This window comes from Streptomyces sp. NPDC052023, assembly GCF_044548465.1.
In the GTDB taxonomy this organism is placed as follows: domain Bacteria; phylum Actinomycetota; class Actinomycetes; order Streptomycetales; family Streptomycetaceae; genus Streptomyces.
Window position 1 is genome coordinate 327,804 of record NZ_JBIUBW010000006.1, and the last position, 23,796, is coordinate 351,599.

Below are 23,796 nucleotides of genomic sequence, written 5' to 3' on the forward strand. Positions count from 1 at the left end.
GGGATACCACTTCGTTGGTGGGTCTGCGAGTGTTTGGCGGACCATCCGCAGCCAACCGAGGTGGTTCTGTGCTGCAGACAGCGTGGCACAGTCAACGTCGCGGCGTACGCAGAACCCAGATTCATCACGGCGCCGCACTCCAAGTGCAGCGTCGTCGGCGCGGTACGACCGACCCGAAGGCCATTCGGGTCGGTACAGCCAGCAACCCACCAGCTCTCTTCAAGCCGGAGCCCAACAACGGCAGACACGGCCGTCATTCGGCGGGACATTAGAACGGTCTCCAGGAGATCGCGATGCGTCACGCCCCCACCAGCACCTCGGCGTCAGACGCGGACGCGGCTTGCGCCGGCAGACGGTGCCACCAGTCGAGCTTAGCCAGCAGCTCCTCACTCGGAGGAGACCAGCCGAAGGCAGCGCTCAGGACATGCATGGCCAGCCGCGGCGGTACTGCGTTCCCGATCTGCTGTCCGATGTCACGACCGGACCACGGGTAATCGGCAGGGAACGTCTGAAGACGTCCGGCCTCGGAGTGGCTGAACCGTTCCAGTTCGGTTCCGTCGAGGGAGACGACACGGTTGCGGCGAATCTTGCCAGTCACAGTTGCAGAGGGCTGCGACGAGGACCTGCGCCCACGCAGCTTTGGGTCACCGCCGGTTCCGTAATTCGAGATGACTTCGAAGGGCGTTCCTCGCTCGATTACGTCGCCCATCGTGCGCCAGGGCTCCTTCGACGCGTCGCCGGCATCACGCGGGAACCCCTTGCGGTAGGTCCGATGGGTAGGGGCGGGCAGCTTCACGTCGTGCTCCCCCTTGCGCGCGATCAGTACCGCCCGCTTCCGCGTCTGCGGAACGCCGTAGGCCTCCGTGAGCAAGAGTCCGTAGTCAACCGAGTAACCCTCGTTCCGGAGAGCTCGGGCGTACGCCTCCCATACAGGCAGCACCGCAGGCACCTGCTCCAGGACGACCGCCTCGTAGGGCTTCCTCTGCACGTCGATGGCTTCCAAGATCCATCGGAGGGGCTCCAGTACGAGGCCGGTCCGCTCGTCGTCCAGGTTCGCGAGATCGCTCACAATCTGCTCGCTGTTGACGCGAGCAGTCATTTGCTCAACGAACTTGAGGACATCGTCAAGGGCCTTACGGCCCGCGCCAGTGCCTGCGACCGTGAATGTCTGGCAGGGCGGGCCGCCAGCGAGCACGTCTGCGTCCGGAAAGTCGGCAGGACCGTACTGCCGCACGTCGCCTTGGACGGTGCCCAGGCCAGCAGCGCGGCGGGTCTCGCAAGCATCGGCATCCCATTCGATGCCGACGGTGGGTACTCCCAACTTCTCAGCTGCCACGTCCACGCCACCAGGTCCGGCGAACAAGTCGACGATCTTGACTGGCTGCACGTGATCTCCAGAGCATCAGGGGGCGGTCCAAGCGGCCGCACTGTGCAGTGCAGCGCCATGCGAGCGTACCGGTGACCACTGACAGCCCAGTGCTGCGCGAGTCTCTCGTGGCTCGACGTAACCGTGTGGAGTGCTAGACGTCCCGCAGGTCTGCCTCGTACTCCGGGTTGAGCAACTCATCTTTCGGAGCACCACCCATGAGGGCATGCCGCCCCCCATGGCACTGAATGCAGAGAGTGATCAGATTCTCTTCGTCATTCTTGCCGCCCTTGTGGACTGGCAGAACGTGATGGATCTGCAGCGAAGCACCCTCGGCTGGAGTCCGCCCGCAGTCCTGGCAGGTGCGCTTGTCTCGATCGAGGATCTTGTAACGAAGCTTGATCGCCTCGCGGACGCGCGGCGGTCGCCTCTCCAGGGTCGGGAGCCTATAGGAGCCTGGAGGCAGAGATGGATCATCGACATTGGAGACGATCTGCCAGCCCTCTTCTTCCAGCTCACGCAGACGACGAGGCCATTCCTGGATCTTGGCAACGTAGGCAAGCTGTTCCTTGTCAGCAGGCCGAGGAGAGATCGCCTTGAGGTAGTGGAGGAGCCTGGCGCGGCCAGCCGCGTCCTTGCCTCCGGGCTTCTTGAGGTTTCGTGCTTCCTTGGCCACCCGCCAGCGGTCGGCCAGGTCCTCATCCGGCTCGTCAGCCGTCAGTCTGTAGTGATCGTAGGGGAGGTCATCGCGGGTGACTCCAGATTCGACCGGCCAGCCAAACTCCACCCGCAGTTCCCGCACCCGCCTTGCCCACTCCACGATGCCCGAGACACCGGCGAGGTGGTCGGCTGGCACAGGTTCGCCTACATGGCGAAGAAGGTAGAGCAGTATGGCCTCGCGCGCCGATGCGATACCAAGGCCCTTGTTCGCCTCGTTCAGTCCGTCGCGGAGACGGGCCGACAAGCCTCCCAGCTCTGCGGCGAACTCCAGCCACGCCTCCCTACCGACCGCGGCGTCCTCGGCTCGTTCCAACACCTTCAGGTATTCGCCGGCGGCGACTCGCATGTTCGAAATCGCTTGCGCAGAGCGTGCTTCGCCCTCAGATGGCATGTCCCCTCCCTGTCATCTTGATCGCTGACGCAGCGTACGACAGCAGAGCCGACCTGCAATCGAGGATGCAGTTCGGACATCTGGGCTTGCCCAGCCAACGCGCCACGAGCACGCGGCGAACGGTGCGCTCGTCATGGTCATTGGCTACCGTCGCCCTGCCTGTGGCAACCAACGCCAATGCTGGTCGGGAGCCCAGCAGATTTACAGCGGGCTCCGTCTACTCCCTGTGACCTGCGACTTCTCATCTTCGGGTCACTATCGGGGGACACCTGGGGGCCAAGCACCCCAGACGCCTCTGCTCAGCAGATAGGGACGAAGCCACCGTAAGGGGCGCGCTCTCACTCCCTCACGGCGACTGGTCCTGCCCGTCGCTCAGCCGTCGCATCAGTCACACCAAGGCGCGACGCGTTCCCTCTGCACAAGGAGAACGGCGTGCGCCATGATGGAACCGGCCCCTCGTACGACCGAAACAGCCTTCGAACATTAGGGCCGACGAGTAGAAGGATGCACCGTGATCAAGATGACACGCGAGCAGAGCGACCTGCTCGCCCTCTGCGCACTGCGAGCGGACAGCAAGTCCATCGACTGGAGCCTGCTCGCACGGACCTGCCAGTCCCGCGAGGCACTGGACATCGTGCTCGGCGGAGACCTGCCTGAGGACTCCACCATCGCTCGACGCAACCAGCCGCTTCTGCGTCAGGCCCTGACCTCTTTGGACGACGCTCGCGCGCGCGTCGAAGCCGAATGCAACGCTGCTGACCGTGCAGGCGCACGATTGGTCACGGTTCTCGATACGGACTATCCGGCAAATCTGCGGGTTATCCCGAATCTTCCACCATTCTTGTTCTACCTCGGCTCTCTGGAGGAGCGGGACGCTCGCTCGGCTGCGGTTGTCGGTACTCGCAATGCCAGTGAGGAAGGACTGCAGCGCGCAGCCCGGATGGCGCGGGGCCTTGTGGAGCATGAAGTCGTAGTCTTCAGCGGTCTCGCCAAAGGCATCGATACCGCTGCACACACCTCGACGGTGGAGGCAGGCGGGCGCACCGTAGCTGTCATGGGAACTGGCATCGCATCTAAAATCTACCCCGCGCAGAACAAGCCGCTCGCTGCACGCATCCTTGATCACGGCGGAGCTTTGCTCTCCCAGTTCTGGCCGACTTCCTCAGCTGCAACTTGGACATTCCCCCGCCGGAATATCGTCACATCGGGCTCAACTATGGGCAGCATTGTCATCGAAGCGTCTTCCACCTCTGGCGCAAAGATGCAAGCACGGATCGCGCATGAACACGGTAAGCGCGTCTTCCTATTGCGCTCCCTAGCCACGAAGGAGCCTTGGGCTGCGAAGATGATTGCCGAGCGTAAGGCCGTCGAAGTGGCAGAACTGACTGACGTGCTGGAACTTATGGGCGAAGCCACACGAGTACAGCAGGCAGGACAGCAGCGGCTTCAGCTTGCATTGGCGGGTCTGTGACGTACGCTGCAGACCTTCCTCAGCCGCTGGGCTTCCCTCGATGCCGAGCCTGCGCCTACCTTCGCATAGGATCTCCCGGCGTCTGCGCAGAATGTGCCCAGAAGACGCTGAACCCTCTTGCTGAATACCATTGCGCCTTGTGTAGCCAAACTCTCAGTTCTCCGGGCGACGAGTGCCGAAATATAATCTGCCGATGGACTCCGCAGCAGAGACACTTCACTCGCGTTGACGCCATTGCGATGTTCGCTGGCTCTCTTGAGGAGAAGATCAAACGATTCAAGTATGACGGCTACACTGGCTGGGGACTAATATTCGGTCGCCTGATCGTCGGCTGGCTTAACGCACATGAGGCCGAAGTTCAGGACATCGACCTCATTTTAGGTAACCCGACAGCGAAAGAACGCACGCCCGTGCGCCATATCGAGGTCATGATGAAGGCCGCATACGCCGAAGATGGCACTGGACGCTGGCCCATTGCCAACCCCGAAAGCCCCGTTCTAGTTAAAGATCACGAGACGGAGAAGTCGGCCGGCAGAGGAAAGAGCTGGTCAACTAAAATGGAATCTGCACGTCAGCACGCTGCAGCATTGCGGTTGCGTCAGAGCATAGAGGGTCAGCGGGTGCTGCTCGTTGACGATATCTTCACCACCGGCGCCACTTTCCACACTATAGGGAAGCGACTCATCACCGAATGGGGAGCTACCGAGGTTCGAGGTCTCGTTCTCGCTCGCGTCCCTTTCGGACTCGGCTAATGCGCGCTTCACTGGCTATCTCAGCAACCAGCATCAAGATTCCGTCGCATCAAAATCTTCTCCCCTTTTAAGCCGCTGCAACTTTTCCTCATCAAAGGGGAAAAAGTCTTCAGCAAGACCCCAACCATGCCTCAACTCGAACATCATGTCTGCGTTAGAGGCGGGGAAGATCCGATTCTCGAACAGCATCTCCCATAGAGGCTCGACGGTCAGAGCGGCTCCAAATCCGAGTTCCGGAGCCGCATGGTCCGTGAGAAGCGACGAGGTGATGACTCCAACAAGCCACCCGTCTTCAGTCAGAACCGGCCCCCCGCTGAATCCGCCACGAGCCATCGGCGAAATTACGAAGAGCGGGTCATGAGAGCCGACGTAGGGGTCAATGATGGCGTTAATCTCACCCCGAACTGCCACGAGTCGCGGGCATGGAGAAGTAGGGATGGGCGGGTAGCCGAAAGCAACGACTCTCGTCAGGATCACGGAATCGTCGAGCCAGTCATTAAGGTGACTGCCAATCTGAATATGACTTACCTTTCTCACGTCATCCCGCCCCCAAAACTTGACCCCTTCCATATATGCATCTAGAGAAAAGTTGGTCTTGAGTATCGCAAGGTCGGTGCAAGGGTCGGATGGAAATATCACCTCTACAGAGTCAAGCGACACAGTCCCGGAATCCGCCGGGATTATGTTTGTCAGGTGTCGCCCCTGGATGACATGACGGGCGGTCACAAGGTAGCCATCTCCGATGTGAAACGCCGTCCCTATTCCGACCTCTCCATTCTCGTCTTGCGTCTCCACGCACACCAAGCATGGACTGTAAAGAGAATAGAAGCCCAGTTGTGGAGAACTCACGGCGCGAGGCGACTCAGCGGGACCCATGATTGTAATTCTAGCGTTGAGCAGGGTACTTAAGATCCGAACTCCGATAAGTACCTTTTATGCGCATTCATGCTAGCGGCGGCGGCGCGCCGAACACACGACGAAGGTCGGACCTGCGCTTGTGCGCCTCCTAGTCCGGGCCCCTCCGCAGTGGCGGCGAGTCGTGGGAGTCTTGGCGTGACGATTGGCGAACGGAGAGGGAGAGCGAGTGTCGCAGCAGGCCAACCCTCGAGGAACCTTCCTGAAGATTGCCGACTCCATGAAAAGGCAGATCCGGGACGACCCGGACATGGTGGAGCTGCCGTCTCTGGCTGAGGTCATGCGCGACCACAAGGTGTCCCGGGGGGTCGCCCTCCGTGCGTTCGGCGTGCTGCGTCAGGACGGCGTGGCCGAGCCGGTACCAGGCGAGCGGTGGCGCGTCGTACGCGCGGGGGCGCAAGTCGACCGACGCCCGCTCGATCAGCGGGTGGCAGAGGTCATCGTGACTGACGGACTGAAAGCAGGGGAAGCGTTCCCGAGCGCCTCCGTGCTGGCCGAACGGTTCGGGGTGTCACGTCCGACCGTGACCAAGGCGCTGGAAAAGTTGGAGGCCGCCGGCGTGCTGGCGGGCGGAGGTCAGGGCAAGGTGCGGACGGTCCGCGCCGTGCCGGCGCGAGAGGGGCGTTCGTAGCTTGTCGACGTTGACGGAGTGGGCCTTTCCCCTGGCTGAGTCCCTGCTCGCTGAGCCGTTGCCGCGGCGCTGGCAGCACTGCTTGGGGGTTGCCGAGAGGGCACGTACGATCGCGCTCGTTCTCGACCAGGACGCGGACCTGTTGGAGGCTGCGGCCGTGCTGCACGACATCGGCTACGCGCCGGACCTGGCCAAGACAGGTTTCCACCCGCTGGACGGGGCCCGCTATCTCCGGGACGTGGCCGGCGCCGATGAACGGGTGACCAACCTGGTGGCTCACCACTCCTGCTCGTGGCTTGAGGCAGAGGCGCGCGGGCTGCATGCGGAACTGGTCGGGGAGTTCCCCCGCGAGAGCGAGCGCCTGAACGACGCGCTCTGCTACTGCGACATGAACACCACCCCGGACGGCACGCCGACGAACCCCATCGACCGGATCAACGAGATCACCGGCCGCTACGGGCCAGACAGTCTGATCGGCAAGTTCATCCGCCGGGCCGAACCGGAGATTCTCGACTGCACAGGCCGCGTCCTCGAACGAGTCGCCGCTGCGAAGCGTCAGCCGATGTAGGGCGTCGTCCGCGTCCGGTCCATCGCGTGCTCGATTCGGAGCCGCATCGTGGGGTGCACGTCCAGCGTCTTCAGGTCCGTTGGGTCGACCCAGCGGACCTGAGTCGTCTCATTGCTCGTACGCAGCTCCCCCCCGACCGGCCGCGCACGGAAACAGATGCTGAACTGCTGGCGGACCTCACCGTCGTCGTACTGCATGACGTGCCCAGGGTCGGTGTAGAGCCCCGACACGTCGACGACTTCGGCCCGGATGCCGGTCTCTTCCCAGACTTCCCGCACAACGGTGTCGCTGATGGTCTCGCCCACGTCATGACCGCCGCCGGGAAGTGCCCAGCGTCCGTTGTCGGACCGCTGGATCATCAGCACTTGCCCTGCGTCGTTCTGCACGAACGCGACGACGGATGGCACGACGGAGTTGGCCGGCGGGGCGTCGGGATCGTGCAAGTAGTCGATGCGTCCCATGTCAGGCTCCCGTGATGCTCGCGATGTCCTGGGCAGTGATCGGTCGGGCGTTCTCCCAGGTGTGTTCGATGCTATTGGCGTAGGTGTCGAAGAGACTCCCGCCCGGGAGCCGGCGCAGGTGCATGACGGGCGCCAAGTAGGCCCCGATGCCGTAGACGTGCGGGTTGACGAGCATCTCGTCATCGGCTCGGTAGATGGAGTTGTAGAGAGTCGAGTCGTGCAAGCGAAAGTCGATGTCTGGGTGACTCCGCATGAGAGGCCGGTACAGCACCAGAGCGTTGCGGATCTTGCCGTCCATGATCCGGTGACCCTCATCAATGCCACGCTGCCGGACGGCCGCACATCCGGGGTCGCCTAGCAGGATGCGCACCTGCGCTCCCGCTTCCACCTTCGCCCTAAGCAGGTCGTGGAACAGGGGATCTTCGGAGAGGAACAGTCCGGAGTAGACCAGCAAGTCCAAGTTCCGGTCAGCTCGCTTGTACAGCTCTCGCCAGAGACCGACCGGCACCGTGTGGCGGTGCGGGTACACGGTCGCAATCTCCGCCTTTGTTAGATCTGTCGCGCTGTCAAGGGTTCGGGTGTCCTCCCACAACGTGGTCACGTCGATGTTGAGCGCTGCCGCCGCAGCGTACTGGTGACGCCGGTACGGCACCTTGCCCTGAGTGATCCAACGTTCGACAGTCTTGGGGCCTACCCCGATCGCTTCAGCCAGGCTCTGCACGGTCATGCCGCGCGCCAGGAGAGCGGACCGTAAGCGCTCGTTCGACATCTGCACCCCCTGAGGGACTTCTAGGGACTTCTTGACCGTAGCCACATGGCCCGGACGTGTCCATAGGTGGGGTGACCAACTCCCCTGACGTGGGCGGATGCTGGGAGCACGCCAAGACGTCCCGGCGAGAAAGCAAGAGATTCCGGCGACATACTTGACAGGCCATCATGCAGTACCTGTAAAACAGGTACTGCAACGCCCGGAAGGAAAACCCCCAGGGGTGAGTACCAAGGAAGCGTCAGCGCCTTGACAACTGCACACAGGGAACTGCCGGTAACCCGTGGTCCGCCTGCCCGAAGGGGTCGGAAACAAGGCGGAGAAGACCGGCGTGCCCCGTACGGCAGCCTGACCGGTTCGAGACCGGTCCGGGGCACTTCGGCCGCTGCTCAGCGGCCAAACCGCGCCATCTGCGCGGCTTCACCTGCAACGGCGCGCGGCCCCGGGTGGCTAGACCCGGGACCGCTGTTGGGGCCGTTTCACCTGCAAGGGAGACCACGACCCATGAACCCCATCGTCACACTTCAGGACGCTGTTACCGCGTTCGCACCGTGGATGGAACCGACCGACGCTGAGCTGGACGCGATCGAGCAGGAGATGCCCGTCATCCTGGCGGACGTCGACCTGTTGGACGCGCACATCACCACCCTGGACCGCGCCCCGACCGAGCTGGACGAGCGGCGTATCCGCCGGGCCCGGCGCCGGGCGCTCGCCGCCCGGGTCGCGCTGGTCAACCGCTCGGCCGGTACGAGCCTGCCCGGGGGTGCGGCATGACGCTGGAAGAACTCGCCATCCCGCTGCGGACGCTGCGACTGCTGGCCGTGGACTTCCCCAACCTGCCCGCCCCCAACGTGGACGTCTCCCCCCTCTACCCGGAGCGGCTGCGGCTGTCCTTCCACGACACCTCGTGCGAGAGCCTGGCCGCGTTCGAGCAGTGGCGCACCGCGCTGCGTATCGCGCCGGACGCGGTCGACGCCCGCACACAGAGCGACGGCCGCACCCGCGTCCTGGCGGCTGAGGGATCGTTCGCCGGCGCGGCCATCGTCCTGACCGCGTACGCCGACCTCCCCGCCGCCGACGGTGCCCCGGCGGGAGGTGCCCGGTGAAGGCCAAGACCGTGCTTCCGGCTGTCGCGATGACGGCCGTGTCGATGGTGCTCACCCTCGCGGTGGTCATGATGTGGCTGGGTGCGGCGGTGCCTTGGCCGGTCGCTCTGATCGTCGGTCTCGGTATCGACGGTGGATGGCTGGCCACCCTCGCCTACGAACGCCGCCTGGCGGCGCAAGGCGACCACAACCGCGCCGTAACGGCGGTCGGCTGGTCCTTCGGCGTCCTGGCCGCCGGCGTCCTAGTCGTCCATGCCCTCACTGCTGAGCATTCCGCCGGCGCGTGGCTGGCTGTGGCGTGGCTGCCGATCGCGGCCAAGGCCCTGTGGCTTGTGCACAGCCTGTGGGAGCGTACGGCGCTCACTCCGCTCGCGCTGGACGCGATCCGGGGAATCCAGCAGGAAGCACGCGACGAAGCGGCCGTGGCCCGTGCCCGGCTGCGGGCGGAAGCCGCGACGGAGGAGACGCGGCTAACGGCCGTGACGGAAGCCGGGGCCCGCGTCGCACGCGTCCAAGCCGAGACCGCGCAGAGGCTCGCGGGAGCGTGGTCGACGCTGGAGACCGCCCGCAAGGGCGAGGAGACCGGCAGGGCCCTGACCAGCGTGACGAGCCCCGTCACGCCCGGCGTCACACCCCGCTGGGAACTCCCTGTGTGGGGCCCGACCGAGCAGGTTCCGGCGCTGGAGACGGGGGCGCCTGCGCTGTCGGATGACGCGCTGGACACGCTCGTTCACGACATCCGGCACAGCCAGACGCCGCCCCTGTCATACCGCGACATGGCCGCCCGCTTCCGCGCCGCCGGCCACTCCGCCTCTGAGGTCCGACTGCGGGCCGCGTGGAAGCGCGTTGCCTGATGGCCTCGCTGCCGGTCTACCGGTGGCGCCTGGCCCCGGACGGCTACGCCACCCGCCGCCAACTCAGAGCACGCGGGCTGCGGCCCGGTGGCCAGGACGTGGCCGCACAGCTCGAACGGCCACGCCGCCGCCGGGGCCCGCTGGTCGCCTACCTCTACCGCATCGACCTCGCCAAACCGGTAAGGCCGATGACCCCGGCCCGGTGGGCGGCGCTCGCCAAGGCAAACACCGCCCGCCGCACCTGCCCTGCCTGCCGACGTGACGCCGGCTACGTCATCCCCACGACGCTCGGCACGTGCGTGCCGTGCGCCTACCCCGAGCAGTACGCCGCCTGAACTCCCGGCGGGGTCCGTCCGCACACCTCCTACAGCGACGGACCGGGCCCCGCCTTCCCTCTGCGAGAGAAGGAAGTCTCAGTGAAGCATCCCGACGACGACCACGAACTGTTCAACCGCCTGGAAGCCGAAATGGCCGCCGACCACGGCGCCGACGTGGTCGACCTGGACAAGGCCCGAGCCGCCCGCGAACCGGCCCCCACCACCGTCCCGGAGCCTGAGCCGGCGGACCCGGACACGCCGGTCGTGGTCGACCAGCCCGCCCCCGCGGCGACCGGTCCCGGCTACCTCGGTCGCCTCGCCGGCGCCCGCCGCCGCGCGGTCGTGCCGGTCTGGCTGAAGTCCGTGGCTGAGCTGCGCACCGCCTCCGCATGGGTGGCCCGCCACTACGCCCACGCCGCGGGCTACCACGCGCTGCGTGCCCCGGTCTACGCCGCTCGCCTCGCCTTCCAGGCACCGGCCGGTGCCGCGAAGGTCGTTGGGGGCACGATGCGGTGGGTGGCCGACCGCGAGGGCGAACCGGTCCGCCTGGCCGCCGTGCGGCGTGAGGACGCTGCCGAGTACCTGAAGCTGTCGCGGCAGCGTGACGGACGGGTTCGGCTGCGGACCCTGGTCGCTGCGCTCGCGCTGTTCACCGGTCTCGGTCTGGCGCTCGCCATCTACGTGCTGGCCCCCGACTGGCTGCAAGCCGTCTCCGTCGGCGCGGTCGTCCTCGCTCTGGGGGCCGCCGGCCGCAAGGCGGACGCCCCGGTCGTGCACCGGGCCGTGGAACTGCCCAAGGCAACCAAGCTCACCAGTGACATCGTGCTGCGCGCGCTGGGAGCGCTGGGGATTCCCGCGATCAATCAGGCGCAGGGCAAGGGCCGGGACGGGTTCGAGTTCACCGCCCCCATCACCCGCGACGGCCCCGGATGGCGCGCAGAGGGCAACCTGCCCTACGGCGTGACCGTGACGGACATCATCGAGCGTCGCGAGCGGCTCGCCTCCGGTCTGCGCCGCCCCTTGGGCTGCGTGTGGCCCGAGGCGGTCCCCGACGAGCACACCGGGCACCTCGTGCTGTGGGTCGGGGATCAGGACATGTCCCGGGCGTCTCAGCCGACGTGGCCGCTGCTGAAGTCCGGCAGCGTGGATCTGTTCAAGCCGGTCGCCTACGGCACCGACCAGCGCGGCCGGTGGACCGAAGTCACGCTCATGTACATCGCGGGCGTCATCGGCGCCATCCCGCGCATGGGCAAGACGTTCCTGCTGCGTCTGCTGCTGCTCATCGCAGCCCTGGACCCGCGTGCCGAGCTGCACACCTACGACATGAAAGGCACCGGCGATCTCGACCCGGTCGGCAACGCGGTCGGCTACCGGCACGCCGCCGGCGACGACGACGAACCCATCCAGTACGCCCTGGACGACTTCCGAGCCCTGCGCGAGGAACTACGCCGCCGCACAAAGGTGATCCGCTCCCTGCCCCGGGACATCTGCCCCGAGTCCAAGGTGACGTCCGCCCTCGCGGACAAGCGGTCGTTGGGGCTGCACCCGATCGTGGTCGGCGTGGATGAGTGCCAGGTCCTCTTTGAACACCCCGAGCACGGCAAGGAGTTCGAGGAGATCATCACCGACCTGGTCAAGCGCGGCCCCGCCACCGGCATCGTGGTCCTGCTGGCCACGCAGCGCCCGGACGCCAAGTCGCTGCCCACCGGAATCTCCGCGAATGCGTCCGCGCGGTGGTGCCTGAAGGTGATGGGCCAGCTGGAGAACGACATGGTGCTGGGCACCTCCGCCTACAAGCGCGGTGTGCGAGCGACCATGTTCGCCTGGGGAGACAAGGGCATCCACTACTTCGTGGGTGAAGGCTCCGACGCCCGCATCGTCCGCTCCGTCTACGTCGACGCCAGCGGCGCCGAAACCATCGCCGCCCGCGCCCGCCGCGTCCGCGAGAAGGCCGGACTGCTCGCCGGCCACGCCCTCGGGGAAGCACCGGAGCCGACCATGGCCGCCTATGACCTGCTGGCGGACATCCTCGCCGTGGTCCCCGCCAAGGAAGCCAAGGCGTGGTCGGAAACCATCGTGGCCCGGCTCGCGGACCTGCGCCCGGAGGTCTACGACGGATGGGACCCCGACGCACTGGCCGCCGCGCTCAAGCCGCACGGCGTGTCCACGATCCAGGTCGGGCGCCGGGTGAACGGCAAGGTCGTCAACCGGCGCGGTGTCGACCGCTCCCACATCACCACCGCCGTTGCGGAGCGTGACGGAAAGCGGGACGCGGGCTGACGCTCCGGGGCCGCTAACGATAGCGGCAGCCCCCGCTAACGTTAGCGGCCCCGCTAGCGCCTCAAACCGCCTCTGATCAGGCCGCTAGCGGATAGCGGCCCACCTGCGCAAACCCCAAAAACCCGCCAGGAAGGGCCCCGCATGACCCCCGCCCTGCTCGCTATCCCCTGCCTACTCGCCGTCACCCTCGGTTACGTCGGGGTGTGTGCCGTGTCGCCGTTCGGTGACTGCCGCCGCTGCCGTGGCATGGGCCACGCGCTCAAGACAGACCGCAAGGGCCGCATCAAGCGCGGCAAGGACTGCCGCCGCTGCCACGCCACCGGCAAGCGCATCCGTACCGGCCGCTGGCTCTACAACCGCTGGGCGCGCATCTACCGCGCCGGCACCGACACCCCGGAAGGGTCCCGATGATCCTCAACATCTCCGCCGTGCTGCTGTTCGGCGCCGCCTCCGTCTTCGCCGTCAAGACCAATTCCGCTGGCGGCGGCGCCGCGCTCGCGCTGTTCCTGTTCGGATTCTTCGCCGCCGGCACCGGCGCCTACGAGCCCATCCACAACCTCGTGCAGGCATGCGCCGACGCCCTGTCCGCCCTCGGCAACTGAAGGAGACCCGGCCATGAACGAACCCACCACCCACCACACCGCGCCCCTCGTGGTCCACCACCCCACCCCGATCACCCCCGCCGTACACGCGGCGCCGGTCGTCCCCATCCAGCCGGGCACCATCCCGGCCGTGGCGAGCGTCGTCCTGCCCGACGGCCGCTTGGTCACCGGCTACGCCATCGAGCCTGCAAAGCCCGAACCGGTCACGGCCAAGCCGGTCGTCTCCCGCGCGGCGGTGAACGTCGCTCTCGGGGGTGTCGGGTTCCTCGCCCTCTGCGGCGGCCTGCTGCTGCTCACCACGTTCATCACCGCCCTGACCGCACTCATCACCCAGCTCATCACCCTCGCCGCCATCTGCTTCGGCGGCTGGATCGCCGTGCAGATCTTCGGACACCACCCCGGCGGCGGGACCACGGTCAACATCCGCAAGGCCGTCATCAAGCGCAACCACTTCCACAGCTAGCTACGCCAAGGGCGGCCCCCCATTCCGCCAAGAACCCGGGGCCGCCCTGACCATCCAGCACGCTGACGACGAACTGGAGACATCCAGCATGACCCAACCCCCCGACATCCGGCGAGCCCTCAGCTCGCCGCCGACGATCGTCGCCCTGTGCGCCGGCTACGGCGGACTGGAAGCCGCGATCCGGGCGCGCATCGGAGGCCAGGTCGCGGCCTACGCCGAGAACGACCCCCACGCCGCCACCGTGTTCGCCGCGCGCCACCCGGGCGTGCCCAACCTCGGGGATATCCGCAACGTCGACTGGGACCGCGTCCGGGATGTGTTCCGGCCGGACGTGATCGGCGCCGGTTTCCCTTGCCGTAACACTTCCAACGCTGGACGAAGGGACGGGATCAATGGGCAGTGGTCGCGGGTCTGGAAAAACGTCGCTGAGGCTGTGGGCGACCTTCGACCGCGCCTCGTCTTCCTGGAAAACGTGGCGGCGCTCCGCTCGCGGGGGCTGGACGTCGTCGCCGCGGACCTGGCCACGATCGGGTATGACGTCCGGTGGACATGCGTACGCGCTGGTGACCCCGAAACCGGGGCCCCGCACGAGCGCGACCGCTGGTTCGCAGTTGCCCATCCCGCTGATGCCGACCCCCACCAGCTCGGACGGCACTGGCGGCCCCGGAACGTCGCCGAAGCGCAGGGGCGGGATGAACCTGCGCACCGCCGTCACGAAACTCCCGACACCCCCGGAGTCGTGACCCTGCTGCCCACACCGGCGGCCCGCGACTGGAAGTCCGGCGCGTCGAACCTGCTCGACCGCAACGCCCGGCCGCTGAACGAGGTGGCCGTCAACCTGCTCGCCGGCGTGGACACCACCCCCACCGGGCCGGTCCCGCTGGACGAACGCTGGGTGGCGAGCGACGGCACCGACTACGGGCCCGCGATCCGCCGTTGGGAGCGCATCACCGGACGGCCGGCGCCGTGCCCGACCGAACCCGGCACGCGCGGGAACCGACGGCTGGCTCCGCTGTTCACCGAGTGGATGATGGGACTGCCCGCCGGATGGGTCACCGCCGTGTCCGGCATCCCCCGCAAGGAACAACTCAGGATTCTCGGCAACGGCGTTGTGCCCCGCCATGCCCACCACGCCTACGGCCTGCTGCTCGGCACCATGGCGGCCACGCCCGCGCTGGGGGTGGCCGCATGAGCACGCTGCCCGAACCCCTGCGGACCGCGCTAAAGTTGTCGGCTAGCGGTGTGCCGGTACTGCCTCTGCGCGCGGGCAAGGCGCCGTTCGGCAACTGCCACCGGTGCGCGAACAACGCGTGCGGCGGCCGGCCGAACATGAAGAACGCGGGCCCGTGCCGGTGCCTCGGCGTCTGCCACGCGTGGGCCGCCGCCACCACCGACCCGGCCGTCCTCACCTCCCCGGCATGGATGACCGCATGGCGGCGGGCCGTCTGCGTCGCCTACCACCCCGGGGCCGCCGGGCTGACCGTGGTCGACCTCGACGACGCGGCGGCCGTCGACTGGGCACGCACTGCCCTGCCCGCCACGCGGACCGTTCCGACGACGCGCGGCGAGCACTGGATCTACCGGGGCACCATGACGTCACACAACGGCGTCCGGCCCGGGGTCGACATCAAGTCGACCATGTCCTACGCACGATGGCTCGGCCCCGGCACCGGCACCATGAGCGCCCTGCCCGATGTCGTCCGTGCGCTGGCCGTGAAAGAACCGTCCGCCGTCCGGACTGCGCCCCGTTCCGTCTCCGTGCCCGCGCGGTCCGGCGACGGGCAGTGCCCACACCGCACGCCGGTCTTCCTGGAGCGCGGCATCGCCATGGCGGAGCAGCGCATCACGCAGGCCCGCAGCACGATCCACGCCACGGTCTACGGGACGTTCCTGGCCGTGCTGTCCACGCACGGCCGGTGCGGCTGCCTCACCGACACCCACATCGCCCGGTTGTTCACCGCCGCGCAAGCCAAAGGCGAGACGGCCCGGCACTGCCTTGACGCATGGAACAACGCCTCCACCACGTTGGGACTGTGACCGTGTCCGACGACGACAAGAACCCCGCACGCGAGGTCATCACCGACTACGCGCAATCCCACTTCCGGTACTTCCGCACCGCCGACGGCACCGTGTACGCGCAGCGCAACGGCCACCCCGTGGCCCGCCCGATCCGCTCCCAGGGCACGACGGGAAGCCACCGGCAGGAACTCATGGTCGGACTGTTCAAGGACGGCATCGGCGTGTTCAACGGCACCGCCATGAAGGAAGCGCTCGACTTGATCGAGGCACTCGCGCTGACTGAGGACGTGCAGCCCGTGCACATCCGCGTCGCCCCCGGATTCGACGGGGCGACGTGGTTGGACTTGGGGCGCAGCGACGGGCAGTCCGTGCGTATCCACCCCACCGGCTGGGACATCCGCACCCCGGACCCGCGTGAGGTGTGCTGGCGCCGCACCCAGCTCACCGGGGAACTGCCCCTGCCGGCCAAGGACAGCAACGGCAAGGGCATCGATCTGCTGATGCGGCTGTGCAACTTCGCCACCGCGGAAACCGAGTGCCTGGCCATCGCCTGGCTCATCGGCTGCCTGGGCCCGACCGTGCCCGTCCCAGCCCCGTTCCTCACCGGACCGCAGGGCGCGGGCAAGTCCACCGGCGGCCGAATGCTCGTGCGGATCATCGAGGGCATGACCGGAGACCTGCGCCGCGCCCCGAAGGATGAAGAGAACCTGATCACGGCGGTCGCGGCCGGTTGGGTCACCGCCCTGGACAACCTCTCCCACATGACCCCCGAGCTGTCCGACGCAATGTGCTGCATCGTCACCGGCGCCGAGAACGTCAAGCGCGCCCTGTTCACCGACGGGGACGTCTTCCGCATCGGCTACCGCCGCCCCCTGCTCCTGACCGGCATCGACGTCGGCGTCATCCGCCCCGACCTCGCCGAACGGCTCCTGCCCCTGCGGCTGGAACGCCCCCGCGTCCGGCGCACCGAAGCCGAGTTGTGGTCGGACTTCGCAGAGGTGCTGCCCGTCATCCTCGGCTCCCTCCTGGACCTCACCGTGCAGGTGCGCGCGGCGCAGGCGGACATCCCAACCGACCTGCGCATGGCCGACTTCGCCCACCTGTGCGCGCAGCTCGACGCGGCCACCGGTCTCGGGGCGCTCGCCGCCTACCGGGCCAGCCTGGACGACCTCAACGACGACGTCATTGAAGGCGACCTGCTGGCGCAGACCGTGCTCAAGCACGCCACCGGCATCGACCCGGGCACCGAGCAGCGGATGACGTCCGCCGAATGGCTGCACTGCCTCACCGGCCTCTACGCTGGCGAGGAGTGCCGTCCCCTGCCCAAAGGGTGGCCGACCACCGGCAAGGTGCTCTCAGACCGCCTCAAGCGCCTTCAACCCACCCTCGCCGCCCGAGGCGTCCTCATCGACTGGGGACGCACCAAAACGTCCCGCTACATCGAAATCGCGCGACCTGACACCGCCCCTACCTCGGCCGAGCAGGAGGCGGCCTTTTAGCCGGACCGCGCCCCTGCCCGCACAAGCAAGAGGAGCACCCGGGCCGCGTGCTCCTCTTGCTGTTCGGCGGCGGCGCCGCCCTGCGATGGTCGCGCCGCGAAGCGGCCCGCTCTTCACTCTCTGAGCCGCGCACCACAACAGACACCACCCCTCTCTTGTCCGAAGTAGAGAGACCCTGCGTCACCTGCGTCACCCACACCCCGCAAACGATCGATGACCTGCTGAAACAGCGGTGACGCAGACGGCCGATCTCTGCGTCATCGTGCGTCACCCACGTCACCCGATGACGAAGGTCTACGTCACCGGTGACACACCCCCAGGGTCCTGCGTCACCCCGAAACCGCAGGTCAGATGCACGAATGACGCAGATGACGCGGGTGACGCAGAAATCCGTACCTCGGACACACGCAGACCCGCTTCCCTTCCCCCTGCCGCTGAACTCTCTGAAGGAGTCTCTGCCTTGGCACGCCCCAAGATGCTCAAGCTCTCCGAAGTCCTCGAAGAGATCGAGATGAGCCGCGCCGCGTTCTACCGCATGCGCGCCCGCGGCAAGGCCCCCAAGCTCATCAAGCTCCCGAACGGGCATATCCGGTGTCGTCGCAGCGACCTGGATGCCTGGTGGGCCACGCACGAAATCGCAGCCTGATCCCTGACCGCACCGACGGGGCCCCGCCATGGCGGGGCCCCTTTCGTAGGAAGGCCCTTGATGGGGAAGACGTACGACGTTCGAATCTGGTCCGTCCGCCAACGGAAGGATCGTGGACAGAGCTCCGCGGAGTTGCGCTGGAAGACGGGCGAGACGCCTCACTCGCAGACGTTCCGCACCAAGACACTGGCAGAGGGCCGACGCGCTGAGCTGCTGCGGGCAGCTCACGCCGGCGAGCCGTTTGACGAGTCCACCGGTGTGCCGCTCTCCGAGTTGCGTCAGCGCAACGACGTGGGTTGGTACCAGCACGCCCGCGAGTACATCGAGATGAAGTGGCAGCTCTCCCCCGGCTCCACACGCCGGACGCTCGCGGAAGCAATGGCCACCGTTACGCCCGCACTCGTCAGGGACGCCAAGGGCATGGCTGATGCTCAGACGGTACGGACGGCCCTCTATAGCTGGGCGTTCAACGTGAGCCGCCGTGACCAGCAACCGCCGGACGACGTGGCCGCCGTGCTGGCGTGGTTCGAGCGGAAGTCCCTGCCCACGTCCGCGCTGGCCGACCGTATGCAGGTACGCGCCGCTTTGGACGCCTTGACCAAGAAGCTGGACGGCACCACGGCGGCGGCGTCGACCATCCGCCGGAAGCGGGCCATCTTTCACAACGCTCTCGGCTACGCCGTTGAGGCTGGCCGCCTGACGGACAACCCCCTCCTACAGGTGCAGTGGAAGTCTCCGGAGCAGGTAGCGGAGGAACTGGACCCCGCCTCGGTGCCGGACCCCCGACAGGCTCTCGCCTTGCTCGATGCCGTGCGCACGCAAAGCCCCCGTGGGCGGCGCCTGGTCGCGTTCTTCGGCTGCATGTACTACGCCGCGGCACGGCCGGCGGAAGTCATCGGCCTGCGCCTCCAGGACTGCGACCTGCCACGCCGGGGGTGGGGCACTCTGCGCCTCCGGGAGACTCGCCCGCGCTCGGGATCGGCCTGGACCGACAGCGGTGAGGCACACGATCGGCGAGGGCTCAAGCACCGGCCCCGAAAAGCAGTCCGCACCGTTCCGATCCCGCCCGATCTCGTGAACCTGCTGCGGTGGCACGTCACGGCGTACGGAGTGGCCTCCGACGGGCGGCTGTTTCGGACGCAACGTGGCGGGCTCATCCAGGACACCGGGTACGGCGAGGTATGGGCGGAAGCTCGTGCGCGGGCTCTCACGCGCGCTCAATGCGCGTCGCTCCTGGCGAAGCGACCATATGATCTTCGCCACGCCGCCGTGTCCACTTGGCTCAGTTCCGGTGTGGAGCCGCAGGAGGTGGCAGCGCGCGCCGGCCACAGCGTGGCCGTGCTGTTCCGGGTCTACGCGAAGTGCCTGGACGGCGGCGCCGCCACGGCGAACGCCCGGATCGAGCGGGCGCTGAAGAATGGCGGCTAGGAGGGGCAGAAGCTGCCCCACACCTGCCCCACACGGACTGGTCAGCACCCGAATCGGGGTGAGACACACTGGGAAAAAGCACCCATAACGATCAGGCCGGGTCCGTGAACGCCGAAAGGGCCTGCGATCAGCATTGCTGCTGGTCGCAGACCCTTTCGGTCTTGTGGCGGCGCCAGGATTCGAACCTGGGAAGGCTGAGCCGGCAGATTTACAGTCTGCTCCCTTTGGCCGCTCGGGCACACCGCCGGGGTTTGCTGCCGATCGAACCGCCTTTCGGCGGCGCTCGCTGGCAACGACGTAAACAATACCCGATACGGAGGGGTGCTTCGCCACCCGATTGATCGCACGCTCGGACGACACGGGGTGGCTAGTCTTGACCGGATGCGGCCCCGGGTCCGAGCCGGGCCCCGCCGCCGCCGCGCGTACGCCGCGACGCACCGAACCGCCCTCTGATACAAGGAGCCACACCACATGGCCGACTCCAGTTTCGACATCGTCTCGAAGGTCGAGCGGCAGGAGGTCGACAACGCCCTCAACCAGGCCGCCAAGGAGATCTCGCAGCGCTACGACTTCAAGGGCGTGGGTGCCTCGATCTCGTGGTCCGGCGACAAGATCCTGATGGAGGCGAACTCCGAGGACCGCGTGAAGGCCGTCCTCGACGTCTTCCAGTCCAAGCTGGTCAAGCGCGGAATCTCGCTGAAGGCCCTGGACGCGGGTGAGCCCCAGCTCTCCGGCAAGGAATACAAGATCTTCGCGTCGATCGAGGAGGGCATCTCCCAGGAGAACGCGAAGAAGGTGGCGAAGATCATCCGCGACGAGGGTCCGAAGGGCATCAAGGCCCAGGTTCAGGGTGACGAGCTGCGCGTCACCTCCAAGAGCCGGGACGACCTGCAGGCCGTGATCGCCCTTCTGAAGGGCAAGGACTTCGACTTCGCACTGCAGTTCGTGAACTACCGGTAGTACGACGCCGCGTGCTGCCGAGGCATCGAGGAGGGGCGGGCGCCGGCGCCATGCAAGGTGGCCCGCCCTTCTCGCCTCCTCGCGGGCGCACTCTTGCCTCCCCGCGGACGCAGTTTCGCCACCGCGCGTCGCTTCTCGCGTCGCGGGAGACCCGCTTCTCGCCCTGTGGCGCGACGTCGTCAATCCTCGCGCGGGTGATCTCTCGGCCCGCGGCGCGTCGGCCTACCTCCCGCGTCGGGTGCCACCTCGCCCAGCGTCCGTCGGCCCCCTCCTTTCCGGCACGGGCTCGCTCTCGCCCTGGGGCGGGAAGGCCTCGCTGCGGTCGCGAGTGGCACCTCACCCCGCGGCGCGACCACCTCACTGCCCCCGCGAAGAGGCACCTCACCCCGCGGCGCGACCACCTCACTGCCCCCGCGAAGAGGCACCTCACCCCGCGGCGCCACGACCTCCACTTGCCGACACTCCCTCGCTTCTTGCCTCGCGGTACGTGGGCTTCACTACTCGCGCCGACAGCACCCCTGGCCCCATCGCAAGTGGGCCTTCACGTTTCCCAACTCGCGCACGCTTCTCGCCCCGCGGGCGCGGCGCTGTCGGTCATCCGTGCCGGCTGCCCCATCGACGCAGCACAGGTCGGCTTCCTCCCCCGGATCACGTATGCCTCTCGCCCGCGGGCCCGGCGCCGTCACTCCTCGTGCCGAACGCCCCATCGACGCACCGCAGGTCGGCTTCCTCCCCCGGCACCCGCACATTCTCGCCCTCAGGCGCGTCACCTTCACTCCTCACGCCAGCTACCCACCTCGCCCCACTCAGCTCTTGCAGTCGGCCCTCCCGACACCCGCGCGCCTGTCCACCCCGCATCCGCAGCCTCGCCGCCCGCGCCGAGTGACCCCCCGTCTGTGGCGCGACGGCCTCCCTCCCCGCAGGGCTGGCTTTCGCCCCGTGCGTCGGCACCTCTCTCCCGCCGGGCAACGCTGGCGCGCCACGCAGCCCGCCCCCCTACGCCCGCTCAGTCGCGTGAGTGGCCGAACAAGAGGCGGTACGCGATCAGCAGGACCAGCGAGCCGCCTATCGCCGCCGCCCAGGTGGCGCCGTCGTAGAAGTCCTTGGTGATCGGATGGTCCAGCCAGCGGGCCGATATCCAGCCGCCGATGAACGCGCCCGCGATACCGATCACAGTCGTGCCGATGAACCCGCCCGGGTCGCGGCCCGGCAGAAGGATCTTGGCTATGGCTCCGGCCAGCAGCCCCAAGATGATCCAAGCGATGATGCTCATGCCGTGAGCCTGCCTTTCCCGCCAGGTCCGCACGGTCCACCGGGAACTGTGATCTCGGCGATCTGCCCTCGGACGGGTGCGGCCGTGGTCGTGCTGTTCGCGTCTGGCCTTGCCGCGTCTCGCCTTGCTGCCGCGGCATGCTCTTCCCTGCGGAGGACGGCCCGGCAGTGCTGCGCGGTTGCGCCGGGCGGCCGGATACGGCGCGAGCCACACCGGCGGCGTGCGGGCCGACCGGGTTCGTTATGGGGCCGGCGTCGGGGTCGTGCGTATGCGGAAGTCTGACCAGGGCGCCAGATCCAACCCCTCGTTGCTCTCCTCGTACCAGCCCGCGCCCTCGACCCAGGCGTGCAACCAGGCGGTGAGGCTGGGAGCGTCCACGAACCAGGCGTGGCCGGCGTCGTCGGCGTTCGGCTCGAAGAGCAGGACGGGGGCCTGCGGGTCGAGGCAGTCCACGCAGGCGTACATCGCACAGCCCCAGTGCGATATCGGCAGCACACCTTCGGGCCAGGGCCACTCGGGGTCCTTGCGGCCGCTCTCGCGGTTGGCGAGGTACTGGACGACGACGGCGGGCTCGTCGGCGGGTGGGCTGTCGAGCAGGGGCAGCAGGCCGTACTCCGGGCCGAAACCGCCGTCTCCTATGCGCATGTAGAGCTGCGCGAGCAGCGGCGGCAGCGGGAATCCGAGTGTGGACTCGGCGCGGGCCACCGCCGCGGGCTCCACGGGCACCGGAAGCGAAGTCCGGCCCCACGGGCGGGTGTTACGGGCCTTGTCCGCCACCCGTGCCAGCAACTGCTCGATCTCGGTCATGGATTCATGATGCAAGCCGGCACCGACAGTCGGGCGGGCCTGTGGATAACTCTGCGGCTGTGGACGACGGGGCGGAACCTCCCGCGTCGGCGTCACCAACCCGCGACGAACGGTTGATCCGTGGAGACGATGTCGCGGCCGAAGGGCAGCAGCGACACCGGGATGAGTTTGAAGTTGGCGATGCCGAGCGGGATGCCGATGATCGTGACGCAGAGCGCGAGACCGGTGACGATGTGAGCCAGGGCCAGCCACCAGCCCGCGAGGATCAGCCACAGGACGTTGCCGACGCAGGAGGGTGCTCCGGCGTCGCGACGCTCGACCGTCGTGTACCCGAAGGGCCACAGGGCGTAGAGGCCGATGCGGAACGCGGCGATGCCGAACGGGATGCCGATGATGGTGATGCACAACAGCACGCCTGCCAGCAGATAGCCCAGGAACAGCCAGAACCCGCTCAGCACGAGCCATATGACGTTGAGGACGGTCTTCATGGGCGACGACCTGCCATCTGTTCGAGGCGAGCGATGCGCTCGGCCATGGGCGGGTGCGTGGAGAACATCTTGGACAGCCCCTGCCCCGGGCGGAAGGGGTTGGCGATCATCATGTGGCTAGCGGTCTCGATCCGCGGCTCGGGGGGCAGCGGAAGCTGCTTGGTGCCGGCCTCCAGCTTGCGCAGGGCGCTGGCGAGGGCGAGCGGGTCGCCGGTGAGCTGGGCGCCGGAGGCGTCTGCCTCGTACTCGCGGGAGCGGCTGATGGCCAGCTGGATGAGGGTGGCCGCGAGGGGGCCGAGCAGCATGATCAGCAGCATGCCGAGGATGCCGGGGCCGTCGTCGTCGTCGGAACGGCCGATCGGGATCAGCCAGGCGAAGTTGACCAGGAACATGATCACGGAGGCAAGGGCACCGGCGACCGACGAGATGAGGATGTCGCGGTTGTAGACATGGCTCAGCTCGTGTCCGATGACGCCGCGCAGCTCACGCTCGTCCAGGATGCGCAGGATGCCTTCGGTGCAGCACACGGCAGCGTTGCGCGGGTTGCGGCCGGTCGCGAAGGCGTTCGGCGCCTCCGTCGGGGAGATGTACAGGCGGGGCATGGGCTGGCGGGCCTGTGTGGAGAGGTCGCGGACCATGCGGTACAGCGCGGGGGCCTCGAACTCGCTCACCGGGCGGGCCCGCATCGCGCGCAGGGCCAGCTTGTCGCTGTTCCAGTAGGCGTAGGCGTTCGTGCCCAGGGCGATCAGAACGGCGACGACGAGACCGGCCCGGCCGAAGAAGCTGCCGATGAGAATGATGAGCGCGGACAGTCCCCCGAGGAGTACTGCGGTCCTGAGCCCGTTGTGCCGGCGGTGCACGGTACGCCCTCCAAGTTGTGCAGCAGGGGAACCCTTTGCCAGTTGATCTTCGGTCCCGCTGGTGCCGTGGTGACACGTCCAGTGGACCCTCCCGATTTGGACAACGCGAGGCGAGGGCAAGCAGTTCCCTTGTACGCGCGGCGGCGCACGTCG

At 67.5% G+C, this 23,796-nt stretch carries 27 protein-coding genes and 1 tRNA gene; 18 read left to right on the forward strand and 10 right to left on the reverse strand.

Annotated features, from left to right (window positions below):
* Positions 1-298 precede the first annotated feature (298 nt).
* Positions 299-1,387 carry a DNA cytosine methyltransferase gene (locus ACIHCM_RS16375; protein ID WP_399895435.1) on the reverse strand — a complete coding sequence of 363 codons (1,089 nt, stop codon included), beginning with the start codon at positions 1,385-1,387 and terminating at the stop codon, positions 299-301.
* A gap of 133 nt (positions 1,388-1,520) precedes the next feature.
* The gene (locus ACIHCM_RS16380) at positions 1,521-2,477 is read right to left on the reverse strand and encodes an HNH endonuclease (RefSeq protein WP_399895438.1); all 957 of its coding nucleotides are present in this window, start codon (positions 2,475-2,477) and stop codon (positions 1,521-1,523) included.
* Positions 2,478-2,997: 520 nt separating this feature from the next.
* Between ACIHCM_RS16380 and ACIHCM_RS16385 the strand changes: the two genes are divergently transcribed.
* Positions 2,998-3,948 carry a DNA-processing protein DprA gene (locus ACIHCM_RS16385; protein WP_399895580.1) on the forward strand — a complete coding sequence of 317 codons (951 nt, stop codon included), beginning with the start codon at positions 2,998-3,000 and terminating at the stop codon, positions 3,946-3,948.
* 239 nt (positions 3,949-4,187) lie between these two features.
* Positions 4,188-4,700 carry a ComF family protein gene (locus ACIHCM_RS16390; RefSeq protein ID WP_399895441.1) on the forward strand — a complete coding sequence of 171 codons (513 nt, stop codon included), beginning with the start codon at positions 4,188-4,190 and terminating at the stop codon, positions 4,698-4,700.
* Positions 4,701-4,733: 33 nt separating this feature from the next.
* Here the strand turns inward: ACIHCM_RS16390 and ACIHCM_RS16395 are convergent, their stop codons facing one another.
* On the reverse strand, positions 4,734-5,495 hold the full coding sequence (locus ACIHCM_RS16395) for a serine protease (protein WP_399895444.1): 762 nt from the start codon (positions 5,493-5,495) through the stop codon (positions 4,734-4,736).
* A 289-nt stretch (positions 5,496-5,784) separates the two neighbouring features.
* On the opposite strand from ACIHCM_RS16395, the gene ACIHCM_RS16400 reads away from it, so the two are divergent.
* Both ACIHCM_RS16400 and ACIHCM_RS16405 read left to right on the forward strand, forming a co-directional pair.
* Positions 5,785-6,246, forward strand: coding sequence for a GntR family transcriptional regulator (locus ACIHCM_RS16400; RefSeq protein WP_399895447.1), 462 nt, complete (start codon positions 5,785-5,787; stop codon positions 6,244-6,246).
* Position 6,247: 1 nt separating this feature from the next.
* A complete protein-coding gene (locus tag ACIHCM_RS16405) occupies positions 6,248-6,814 on the forward strand; it encodes an HD domain-containing protein (protein WP_399895450.1) in 567 nt (188 codons plus the stop codon).
* On the opposite strand, the gene ACIHCM_RS16410 is transcribed toward ACIHCM_RS16405, so the two are convergent.
* Entirely contained in the window at positions 6,802-7,275 is a 474-nt protein-coding gene (locus ACIHCM_RS16410) for an NUDIX domain-containing protein (protein ID WP_399895453.1), read from the reverse strand. The genes ACIHCM_RS16405 and ACIHCM_RS16410 overlap by 13 nt on opposite strands.
* A 1-nt stretch (position 7,276) precedes the next feature.
* A complete protein-coding gene (locus tag ACIHCM_RS16415) occupies positions 7,277-8,044 on the reverse strand; it encodes an XRE family transcriptional regulator (RefSeq protein WP_399895456.1) in 768 nt (255 codons plus the stop codon).
* Positions 8,045-8,545: 501 nt separating this feature from the next.
* Between ACIHCM_RS16415 and ACIHCM_RS16420 the strand changes: the two genes are divergently transcribed.
* The 13 genes from ACIHCM_RS16420 (at position 8,546) to ACIHCM_RS16480 (ending at position 19,255) form a co-directional block, all read left to right on the forward strand.
* Entirely contained in the window at positions 8,546-8,815 is a 270-nt protein-coding gene (locus ACIHCM_RS16420; protein WP_399895458.1) for a DUF6284 family protein, read from the forward strand.
* Positions 8,812-9,147: a hypothetical protein gene (locus tag ACIHCM_RS16425; protein WP_399895460.1), complete on the forward strand. Its 336-nt coding sequence runs from the start codon at positions 8,812-8,814 to the stop codon at positions 9,145-9,147. Before ACIHCM_RS16420 ends, ACIHCM_RS16425 begins: the two co-directional genes overlap by 4 nt.
* Complete coding sequence (locus tag ACIHCM_RS16430; RefSeq protein WP_399895463.1) at positions 9,144-10,001, forward strand: protein spdB; 858 nt, start codon at positions 9,144-9,146, stop codon at positions 9,999-10,001. The genes ACIHCM_RS16425 and ACIHCM_RS16430 overlap by 4 nt, the downstream gene beginning before the upstream one ends.
* Entirely contained in the window at positions 10,001-10,336 is a 336-nt protein-coding gene (locus tag ACIHCM_RS16435) for an RRQRL motif-containing zinc-binding protein (protein ID WP_399895466.1), read from the forward strand. Before ACIHCM_RS16430 ends, ACIHCM_RS16435 begins: the two co-directional genes overlap by 1 nt.
* 81 nt (positions 10,337-10,417) lie before the next feature.
* Positions 10,418-12,598 (forward strand): cell division protein FtsK, encoded by a 2,181-nt coding sequence (locus ACIHCM_RS16440; RefSeq protein WP_399895469.1) that lies wholly within the window; start codon positions 10,418-10,420, stop codon positions 12,596-12,598.
* 141 nt (positions 12,599-12,739) lie between these two features.
* Positions 12,740-13,009: a hypothetical protein gene (locus tag ACIHCM_RS16445; RefSeq protein ID WP_399895472.1), complete on the forward strand. Its 270-nt coding sequence runs from the start codon at positions 12,740-12,742 to the stop codon at positions 13,007-13,009.
* Entirely contained in the window at positions 13,006-13,200 is a 195-nt protein-coding gene (locus tag ACIHCM_RS16450) for a hypothetical protein (RefSeq protein WP_399895475.1), read from the forward strand. The genes ACIHCM_RS16445 and ACIHCM_RS16450 overlap by 4 nt, the downstream gene beginning before the upstream one ends.
* Before the next feature lie 13 nt (positions 13,201-13,213).
* The gene (locus tag ACIHCM_RS16455; protein ID WP_399895478.1) at positions 13,214-13,663 is read left to right on the forward strand and encodes a hypothetical protein; all 450 of its coding nucleotides are present in this window, start codon (positions 13,214-13,216) and stop codon (positions 13,661-13,663) included.
* An 88-nt stretch (positions 13,664-13,751) separates the two neighbouring features.
* Positions 13,752-14,855 (forward strand): DNA cytosine methyltransferase, encoded by a 1,104-nt coding sequence (locus ACIHCM_RS16460; RefSeq protein WP_399895482.1) that lies wholly within the window; start codon positions 13,752-13,754, stop codon positions 14,853-14,855.
* A complete protein-coding gene (locus tag ACIHCM_RS16465; RefSeq protein WP_399895485.1) occupies positions 14,852-15,700 on the forward strand; it encodes a bifunctional DNA primase/polymerase in 849 nt (282 codons plus the stop codon). The genes ACIHCM_RS16460 and ACIHCM_RS16465 overlap by 4 nt, the downstream gene beginning before the upstream one ends.
* 2 nt (positions 15,701-15,702) lie before the next feature.
* The gene (locus ACIHCM_RS16470) at positions 15,703-17,181 is read left to right on the forward strand and encodes an ATP-binding protein (protein ID WP_399895583.1); all 1,479 of its coding nucleotides are present in this window, start codon (positions 15,703-15,705) and stop codon (positions 17,179-17,181) included.
* Between the two features lie 460 nt (positions 17,182-17,641).
* Positions 17,642-17,827 (forward strand): helix-turn-helix transcriptional regulator, encoded by a 186-nt coding sequence (locus ACIHCM_RS16475; RefSeq protein WP_399895488.1) that lies wholly within the window; start codon positions 17,642-17,644, stop codon positions 17,825-17,827.
* A 60-nt stretch (positions 17,828-17,887) separates the two neighbouring features.
* A complete protein-coding gene (locus ACIHCM_RS16480; protein WP_399895491.1) occupies positions 17,888-19,255 on the forward strand; it encodes a tyrosine-type recombinase/integrase in 1,368 nt (455 codons plus the stop codon).
* Positions 19,256-19,419: 164 nt separating this feature from the next.
* On the opposite strand, the gene ACIHCM_RS16485 is transcribed toward ACIHCM_RS16480, so the two are convergent.
* A tRNA-Tyr gene (locus ACIHCM_RS16485) sits at positions 19,420-19,501 on the reverse strand.
* Positions 19,502-19,726: 225 nt separating this feature from the next.
* Here ACIHCM_RS16485 and ACIHCM_RS16490 point away from each other — a divergent pair.
* Positions 19,727-20,215, forward strand: coding sequence for a YajQ family cyclic di-GMP-binding protein (locus ACIHCM_RS16490; RefSeq protein ID WP_393106292.1), 489 nt, complete (start codon positions 19,727-19,729; stop codon positions 20,213-20,215).
* Positions 20,216-21,221: 1,006 nt separating this feature from the next.
* On the opposite strand, the gene ACIHCM_RS16495 is transcribed toward ACIHCM_RS16490, so the two are convergent.
* From ACIHCM_RS16495 to htpX, 4 genes are all read right to left on the reverse strand, one after another.
* Complete coding sequence (locus tag ACIHCM_RS16495) at positions 21,222-21,488, reverse strand: GlsB/YeaQ/YmgE family stress response membrane protein (protein WP_399895495.1); 267 nt, start codon at positions 21,486-21,488, stop codon at positions 21,222-21,224.
* A 240-nt stretch (positions 21,489-21,728) separates the two neighbouring features.
* Positions 21,729-22,295, reverse strand: a complete 567-nt coding sequence (locus tag ACIHCM_RS16500; RefSeq protein WP_399895498.1) for an SMI1/KNR4 family protein — start codon at positions 22,293-22,295, stop codon at positions 21,729-21,731.
* 92 nt (positions 22,296-22,387) lie between these two features.
* Positions 22,388-22,783, reverse strand: coding sequence for a YccF domain-containing protein (locus ACIHCM_RS16505; protein ID WP_399895502.1), 396 nt, complete (start codon positions 22,781-22,783; stop codon positions 22,388-22,390).
* The gene (htpX, locus tag ACIHCM_RS16510; RefSeq protein ID WP_399895505.1) at positions 22,780-23,643 is read right to left on the reverse strand and encodes a zinc metalloprotease HtpX; all 864 of its coding nucleotides are present in this window, start codon (positions 23,641-23,643) and stop codon (positions 22,780-22,782) included. The genes ACIHCM_RS16505 and htpX overlap by 4 nt, the downstream gene beginning before the upstream one ends.
* Positions 23,644-23,796 lie beyond the last annotated feature (153 nt).

Coding starts and splice junctions, on each gene's coding strand:
- ACIHCM_RS16415 (WP_399895456.1), bottom strand. CDS start 8,044: ATGTCGAACGAGCGCTTACGGTCCGCTCTCCTGGCGCGCGGCATGACC.
- ACIHCM_RS16505 (WP_399895502.1), bottom strand. CDS start 22,783: ATGAAGACCGTCCTCAACGTCATATGGCTCGTGCTGAGCGGGTTCTGG.
- ACIHCM_RS16445 (WP_399895472.1), top strand. CDS start 12,740: ATGACCCCCGCCCTGCTCGCTATCCCCTGCCTACTCGCCGTCACCCTC.
- ACIHCM_RS16420 (WP_399895458.1), top strand. CDS start 8,546: ATGAACCCCATCGTCACACTTCAGGACGCTGTTACCGCGTTCGCACCG.
- ACIHCM_RS16490 (WP_393106292.1), top strand. CDS start 19,727: ATGGCCGACTCCAGTTTCGACATCGTCTCGAAGGTCGAGCGGCAGGAG.
- ACIHCM_RS16435 (WP_399895466.1), top strand. CDS start 10,001: ATGGCCTCGCTGCCGGTCTACCGGTGGCGCCTGGCCCCGGACGGCTAC.
- ACIHCM_RS16460 (WP_399895482.1), top strand. CDS start 13,752: ATGACCCAACCCCCCGACATCCGGCGAGCCCTCAGCTCGCCGCCGACG.
- ACIHCM_RS16465 (WP_399895485.1), top strand. CDS start 14,852: ATGAGCACGCTGCCCGAACCCCTGCGGACCGCGCTAAAGTTGTCGGCT.
- ACIHCM_RS16480 (WP_399895491.1), top strand. CDS start 17,888: ATGGGGAAGACGTACGACGTTCGAATCTGGTCCGTCCGCCAACGGAAG.
- ACIHCM_RS16500 (WP_399895498.1), bottom strand. CDS start 22,295: ATGACCGAGATCGAGCAGTTGCTGGCACGGGTGGCGGACAAGGCCCGT.
- ACIHCM_RS16385 (WP_399895580.1), top strand. CDS start 2,998: ATGACACGCGAGCAGAGCGACCTGCTCGCCCTCTGCGCACTGCGAGCG.
- ACIHCM_RS16410 (WP_399895453.1), bottom strand. CDS start 7,275: ATGGGACGCATCGACTACTTGCACGATCCCGACGCCCCGCCGGCCAAC.
- ACIHCM_RS16495 (WP_399895495.1), bottom strand. CDS start 21,488: ATGAGCATCATCGCTTGGATCATCTTGGGGCTGCTGGCCGGAGCCATA.
- ACIHCM_RS16455 (WP_399895478.1), top strand. CDS start 13,214: ATGAACGAACCCACCACCCACCACACCGCGCCCCTCGTGGTCCACCAC.
- ACIHCM_RS16380 (WP_399895438.1), bottom strand. CDS start 2,477: ATGCCATCTGAGGGCGAAGCACGCTCTGCGCAAGCGATTTCGAACATG.
- ACIHCM_RS16425 (WP_399895460.1), top strand. CDS start 8,812: ATGACGCTGGAAGAACTCGCCATCCCGCTGCGGACGCTGCGACTGCTG.
- ACIHCM_RS16390 (WP_399895441.1), top strand. CDS start 4,188: ATGTTCGCTGGCTCTCTTGAGGAGAAGATCAAACGATTCAAGTATGAC.
- ACIHCM_RS16450 (WP_399895475.1), top strand. CDS start 13,006: ATGATCCTCAACATCTCCGCCGTGCTGCTGTTCGGCGCCGCCTCCGTC.